General features: G+C 55.6%; 8 protein-coding genes. 1 reads left to right on the forward strand and 7 read right to left on the reverse strand.

Annotation, left to right across the window (positions count from 1 at the left end):
• Together J3353_RS15480 and J3353_RS15485 are read right to left on the reverse strand one after the other, a co-directional pair.
• Nucleotides 1-1,055 (reverse strand): CCA tRNA nucleotidyltransferase (locus tag J3353_RS15480; protein ID WP_242701004.1); only part of this gene is annotated, 1,055 nt, incomplete at its 3' end.
• Nucleotides 1,052-1,990 carry a ribonuclease Z gene (locus J3353_RS15485; RefSeq protein WP_207685195.1) on the reverse strand — a complete coding sequence of 313 codons (939 nt, stop codon included), beginning with the start codon at nt 1,988-1,990 and terminating at the stop codon, nt 1,052-1,054. The genes J3353_RS15485 and J3353_RS15480, both read right to left, overlap by 4 nt.
• A 113-nt stretch (nt 1,991-2,103) precedes the next feature.
• On the opposite strand from J3353_RS15485, the gene J3353_RS15490 reads away from it, so the two are divergent.
• Nucleotides 2,104-2,274, forward strand: a complete 171-nt coding sequence (locus J3353_RS15490; RefSeq protein WP_154277582.1) for a hypothetical protein — start codon at nt 2,104-2,106, stop codon at nt 2,272-2,274.
• 178 nt (nt 2,275-2,452) lie between these two features.
• On the opposite strand, the gene J3353_RS15495 is transcribed toward J3353_RS15490, so the two are convergent.
• The 5 genes from J3353_RS15495 to J3353_RS15515 form a co-directional block, all read right to left on the reverse strand.
• On the reverse strand, nt 2,453-2,590 hold the full coding sequence (locus J3353_RS15495; RefSeq protein WP_156059319.1) for a hypothetical protein: 138 nt from the start codon (nt 2,588-2,590) through the stop codon (nt 2,453-2,455).
• The gene (locus tag J3353_RS15500) at nt 2,587-4,083 is read right to left on the reverse strand and encodes a recombinase family protein (protein WP_207685196.1); all 1,497 of its coding nucleotides are present in this window, start codon (nt 4,081-4,083) and stop codon (nt 2,587-2,589) included. The genes J3353_RS15495 and J3353_RS15500 overlap by 4 nt, the downstream gene beginning before the upstream one ends.
• Nucleotides 4,084-4,096: 13 nt before the next feature.
• The gene (locus J3353_RS15505; RefSeq protein ID WP_112090862.1) at nt 4,097-4,417 is read right to left on the reverse strand and encodes a type II toxin-antitoxin system RelE/ParE family toxin; all 321 of its coding nucleotides are present in this window, start codon (nt 4,415-4,417) and stop codon (nt 4,097-4,099) included.
• Nucleotides 4,414-4,719 carry a type II toxin-antitoxin system RelB/DinJ family antitoxin gene (locus J3353_RS15510; RefSeq protein ID WP_097781600.1) on the reverse strand — a complete coding sequence of 102 codons (306 nt, stop codon included), beginning with the start codon at nt 4,717-4,719 and terminating at the stop codon, nt 4,414-4,416. The genes J3353_RS15505 and J3353_RS15510 overlap by 4 nt, the downstream gene beginning before the upstream one ends.
• 316 nt (nt 4,720-5,035) lie before the next feature.
• Complete coding sequence (locus J3353_RS15515; protein ID WP_242701005.1) at nt 5,036-5,446, reverse strand: hypothetical protein; 411 nt, start codon at nt 5,444-5,446, stop codon at nt 5,036-5,038.
• Nucleotides 5,447-5,616 lie beyond the last annotated feature (170 nt).

Consider the following 5,616-nt stretch of genomic DNA (forward strand, 5'->3'; position numbering starts at 1 on the left):
GGGCGGGCGATGGAATGGCCTGCAACGGCAACGACTGCCGCCTGCGGCGGAAACAAGGAGTTGCTGTTGGGGCAGCGGCCAGCAGGATGCGAGTGCCGCTCAAGGCACAAAGCATCCGCTGGGTGCCGCAACTCGAACTCGTGTCCGAGGAGAAAGCTCCCGGCACCCCCTCCAGCTTCCCTTTCCAACGCTGTCACCTCATCTGTGAGCGCGTTGGAGCATTTCAGTTTGCGCAGAGCTTTGCGGGCGCCGGCTTCACCCAGCGGGCAGAGAAGGGCCGCCAGCCGGGCGGGCACATTCTCCGCTGTTGGTTCGATCCGGTCGATGGTACGGCAGAGTTCCGCAAACCGTTCCGGCTGTTTTTCCGGTTCCAGCTCCGGCAGGATAACGGCCAGAACGGCGGGTTCCAGATAGCTTCCGGGCCGGGGTGCCGCCAACAGCTTGAGCAGTTCTTCCTGGATGCGCTCCGCCGAAACGCAGTCCAGATGCGGCCCCAGTGCCCGGGCAGCAGCACCGGTAGCTGGGTCGATGGCAAAGCCGAACCGGGCCGCGAACCGGTAGAGCCGCAGGATGCGCAGCGCGTCCTCCTCAAAGCGGCGTTCCGGCTCCCCCACCGCCCGCACGAGATGGGCGGCAAGGTCGTCCCGCCCGCCAAAGGGGTCGATGAGCCCTTCCTCGGCGCTGTATGCCATGGCGTTGATGGTGAAATCCCGCCGGGCAAGATCCTCCCGCACATCCGGCACAAAGCAAACGGCATCCGGGTGGCGGCCATCGGAATAGGCCCCCTCGGTGCGGAAGGTCGTTGTCTCATAGAGCCTGCCGCCCTGCTTCACCGTCACGGTGCCGTGCTGCAGGCCGGTGGGGATGCACTTCTCCTCCCCGAACAGCGCCATCACCTGCTCCGGGCGGGCGCTGGTGCAAAGGTCCCAATCGTGGGGGTCCAGCCCCAGCAGGCTGTCCCGGACACAGCCGCCCACAGCGTAGGCCGCATGGCCCGCCCCATGGAGCGCATCCAGCAGCAGGGCTGCACCCGGGTCAAGTTTGATCGTTGTCATGTTGCTTCCTCGTCATATTGCAGGATGATCTGTTTGCCGTCAAAGCCGCACTCCGCCGCCGGGAATACCGCCTGCGCATTGGGCAGGGCGGCTTCCGGTTCAAGGATCATGGGCGAATAATGCATCAGCCAGAACCGGCGCACGTCAGCCTTTTTTGCAATGGCCGCACCCTGCGCAAAAGTGCTGTGCCCCCACTGCTTTGCCTGCGCCTCCTGCTCGTTGTCGGGGTAGGTGGCATCGCAGAGGAAAAGGTCGGCGTTCTGCGCGGCCTGTTCCAGTGCCGGGCAGGGGGCGGTATCACCCGAGAACACGAACCGCAGACCCCGGCGTGCCGGGCCCAGCACATCCGCGGGAGCGACCACAGCCCCGCTTTCCAGCGGGATGCTCTGGCCCCGCTGGAGCAGTTTCCATGCAGGCACCGGAACGTTCAGCGCCCGGGCCTTTGCAGGGTCAAAGCGGCCCGCCCGGGGCAGGTCGAGCCGGTAGCCCCGGCTGGGCACCCGGTGCCGGGTGCGGAAAGGCGTAAGCTGCGCCCCCGCAGGCCAGCCGGAGGAAAGGGTGGTCAGGTCGATGGGGTCTGTGTCCAGCTGCACAGCCCTGACCGGATACGGCAGCGGCCCGGTCAGGGTGCGCAGGGCGGGCCAGATTTCCCCCAGCCCCTCGGGGCCGTAAAGGGTCAGCGGGCGCTCCCGGCCCTGACAGCCCAGCGTCTGCAGCAGGCCCGGCAGGCCGAAGATATGGTCGCCGTGATAGTGGGTCAGGCAGATGGCATCCAGCTTCATCAGGTTGACCCCGGCGCGGCGGGCCGCCGCCTGCGTGCCCTCGCCGCAGTCAAACAGCAGGGCATGGCCCCCGCATTCGGCCAGCGCGGCGGTCAGGGCACGGTCCGGCAGGGGCATGGTGGCCGCCGTACCCAGCAGTGTAATGGTCAGCATAACAGTTCCTCCGTGATTTGTCGGTAACAGTGTACCACATTTTGCGCCCGCACACAATCGGCACAGCCCGGCATAGGATGGCGCAGAGCTCTGATACAAAGGGAGGTTTGACCATGCAGCGCAAAAAAGTCCCCGCCGGGCACCACCGCTTCGGGCTGGCCCGGCTTGTTTTGGTCCTGGCACTGCTGTTTCTCGTTGTGGCGCTCACCGCCGGGCTGGCGGGCTGCCTGTTCCAGCCCGTACTGGCCGCCCGGGGCACGCTGCTGTTTCTGCCGGGGGCGTAGTTTTTTTTTTTGAAGATCAAAATCCCCCTCTTGACTTCAGGACAGTGACGTGATAAAACCCCGCCAAACCAGCGAGAGGACATCCTGCCCGCCCCCGAGAGCAGCCACGCCATCCTCTGCAAACAGAAAACCGCCGACATAGAGATACGTCGGCGGTTTTTTTATGGGCGCGGGTGGATTACGCAAGCCGCGCTGCTAAAAACAGCCCACTGGGCTGTTTTTGCGCTGTCTTCCACGACAGCGCCGCAGCTGTTCGAATCCACCCTTGCGGTGCTTTGTAGAAATTCAAATAAAACAGAAACTCCAGCGTCATCACAACGCTGGAGTTCTTGGTGGAGCGAAGCAACCAAAATCCGAACCATTGCCCTCCGAGGCATCTTTGGCGGCGATTTCATCGAAAGTGATGGTTTTTGTGCCGTCTTTGTAGTTGAATGTAATCAAAACTTTTTCATCATAAAGATAAACGACGTTCACGAACGTGTTGATAAGCGTCTCCCGGTGGCTTTTCACGTTCGGGTCGAGCTTGCGGAACCGGGTCAGCCAGAACCGAACTTGATTTTCGCTCAACCGTGGCCGAGCAATTTTTTCTTCGGTGATCCGAACCTCAAGTTCTTTCTGCTGGGCTTCCAGCTTTTCCAAACGCGATTTGGTGGAGTTGGTCAGCACACCTGCTTGAATGGCGTTCAGCATATTCTCAATGCCATTCTCTACCTCACGCATCTGCTTTTCCAGTAAAGGGAGCGTGGTGTTTTCCTGATCCTGCAACTCCATCACTTCCGCAACGATGGCATCAATCACGGCATCGTCCTGAATCAGCTTCATGGTTTCAGCCACGACCAAATCTTCCAGCCATTCCTTACGAACGGTCTTTTTCTTACAGGTCTTGAAACGCTTAGCGGTGGCGCACTTATAATAATGATGAACGACCTTGTTTCTACCCGTACCGCACTCGCCGAACATCATGGCACCACACATTCCGCAGAACAGCTTGGTGGTGAGCAGATAATCATCCTCGGCCTTGTGACGGGCAGGAGCGCGGCTGTTCTTCTTGATTTTTTGCTGCACTTCTTCAAACAAGTCCTTGTCCACGATGGCTGGGATGCTGTCGGGCATCACAATGTCCTTAAAACGGTTCTCGCCGATATAACGGTGGTTTGTCAGCAAGGTCTGAATACTGTTATAGGTGAGCTTCTGATTGCGGTTGGTGGTCACACCACTGTCGTTCAGCCAGTTCATCAATTCTTTCATGGTCGCGCCATCGTTGTACCGCTGAAAGGCTTCTACCACAAAGGGAGCTTTCAGCGGGTCGACTTGAAAGAACTTCTCCTCATCCACCTTAAAACCAATGGGAATCGTGCCGCCGTTGTACTTCCCCTTCAAAACATTCTCGGTCATGCCGCGCACAACTTTTTCAGAAAGTTCTGCCGAGTAGTATTCAGCCATGCCGGTGAGCATACTCTTGACCATGATACCCGCAGGGCTGTCAGAGATAGGCTCCGTGGCAGATACCAGCTTGACATGATTTCGTTCCAACTGGTACTCATAGTGCGCTGAATCATAGCGGTTTCGGGCAAAGCGGTCAAGCTTCCAGACCAGCACAATGTCAAACAACCGTTTCTCGCTGTCCTTGATCATCTGCTGGAAATCCGGGCGGTTGTCGGTTTTGGCGGAAAGGGCACGGTCAATGTAGTGTTTGACCACAGTGATGCCGTTCTTTTCGGCGTAGGCCGTACATTCACGAATCTGACCTTCGATGGATTCTTCGCGCTGATTATCGCTGGAATAGCGAGCGTAGATTACGGCGGTCATGCGAATACCCCTTTCACTTCATTCTCCGCAGGCGGCGCACAAGGTCGGATGCACTGTACAGCACACGAGCCACCGACACGGTATCCTCGCCCACAATGTAGAACACCGAGTAGTTATCCACCAGCATCTGCCGCAGCCCTTGGGTGCGCTCCGGCTCGCTCTCTACCAGCGCACAGCGTTCCGGCAGGATGTTCAGCGACTGAATGGCTTCTGCAATGCGGTTATACTGCCCCATGGCCGTGTCAGGCTCCAGCAGGCGGTCAGCAATGTAGCTGTAAATCTGCTCCATATCACTGAGGGCTGCATGGGAAATTTTTACGTCATACTGCTTCATCTGTGCTGTTCCCTGAACTGTGCGAATGCGCTTGCAGCATCCACGGTATCACCGTTCTGAATCTCCTTGATGCCCACCTGCAAGGCTGCATGGAGCTGGTCATCGGTCATGGTATCGGCGTTCAGCGCCGCAGGAGCTTTCGGCAGGGATAGCGAGAAGGGGATGCCGCCAGTCAGGGTGATCTGGCGCAGGTACATATCAATGGCTGTTGCCATCGGGATGCCGAGCTGCTTCAACACGTCTTCGGCCTGCTGCTTAACGCTGGGGCTGACCCGGACGTTCAACATCATCGTTTTTTCCATGGTTATCACCTCGAATTTATTGTAATGCTTTTTGCATTACAAGTCAATCGAGTGCGAAGTCGCAATTGAAATTCTCTATATTACACAATATATTCGTCGTTAAATTGTTTAAAACGCAGAATATTCATTCGTTAGAATAAATCTTTGGAGTACGCCCAGTTTGTGCTGGGTGGTGAGATTGAGCATTATCTCTCACTCAGCTGTGACCATGGCAGATTTAGAGGATTGACCTTTAATTGGAATATACAGATAAAACCGACAGCCCTCTACTTGCAGCCGTTGCAAATAGAGGGCTGTCTATTATTAACTACGCATTTTAACAATGATTTTTCTTTTCAACAAGCATTCCGATAATAAACGAAAGTAGGAAAACGAGCAGCCAAATCAAAACTCCATAGTGTGTCTTGAGCTGCCATACTTTTCCTATATACATATCCGGCGTGATTTTTGTGGCGTTTATTTTAATAATGAAATCGCCCAACACTTGTCCAATCAAAATTCCTGCCCAGTTTCCAGCCGTTGTGATAAGAGCCGCTTTATACATTTCCAGAAAACAGAAAGTAACGGATGCAACCCATACACACAAATAATAATGGGCTGCTGTCCATTCAAACAAGTAGATTTCATGAAACACTGTTTGAGAGAGAAGATAGCACACCACATATGCTAAAAATACGATCAGCAAAAATCCGAGACAAGTTTTCTTTTTTGATGCTGTGTTCTTCATACGGCTTTTGAATCCTATTCCAATGTGTACCGCCATCTTTGTGTTTCATTATAAAATAGCTTGACTGTTTACTTCGATACTATTTCGACAGTTGGCATCTTGCCTTCCAATCCAAGTTCATCATCTTCTGCAACTCTATAACTGGTAACATTTATTGAATACATATAATC

Origin of the sequence: Faecalibacterium sp. Marseille-Q4137, assembly GCF_017377535.1 — a bacterium.
Lineage (GTDB): Bacteria > Bacillota > Clostridia > Oscillospirales > Ruminococcaceae > Faecalibacterium > Faecalibacterium duncaniae.

What these genes read in the sequence shown, in the direction of transcription:
- J3353_RS15500 (WP_207685196.1), bottom strand. Translation starts at nt 4,083, where the DNA reads ATGACCGCCGTAATCTACGCTCGCTATTCCAGCGATAATCAGCGCGAA.
- J3353_RS15485 (WP_207685195.1), bottom strand. Translation starts at nt 1,990, where the DNA reads ATGCTGACCATTACACTGCTGGGTACGGCGGCCACCATGCCCCTGCCG.
- J3353_RS15515 (WP_242701005.1), bottom strand. Translation starts at nt 5,446, where the DNA reads ATGAAGAACACAGCATCAAAAAAGAAAACTTGTCTCGGATTTTTGCTG.
- J3353_RS15510 (WP_097781600.1), bottom strand. Translation starts at nt 4,719, where the DNA reads ATGGAAAAAACGATGATGTTGAACGTCCGGGTCAGCCCCAGCGTTAAG.
- J3353_RS15505 (WP_112090862.1), bottom strand. Translation starts at nt 4,417, where the DNA reads ATGAAGCAGTATGACGTAAAAATTTCCCATGCAGCCCTCAGTGATATG.
- J3353_RS15490 (WP_154277582.1), top strand. Translation starts at nt 2,104, where the DNA reads ATGCAGCGCAAAAAAGTCCCCGCCGGGCACCACCGCTTCGGGCTGGCC.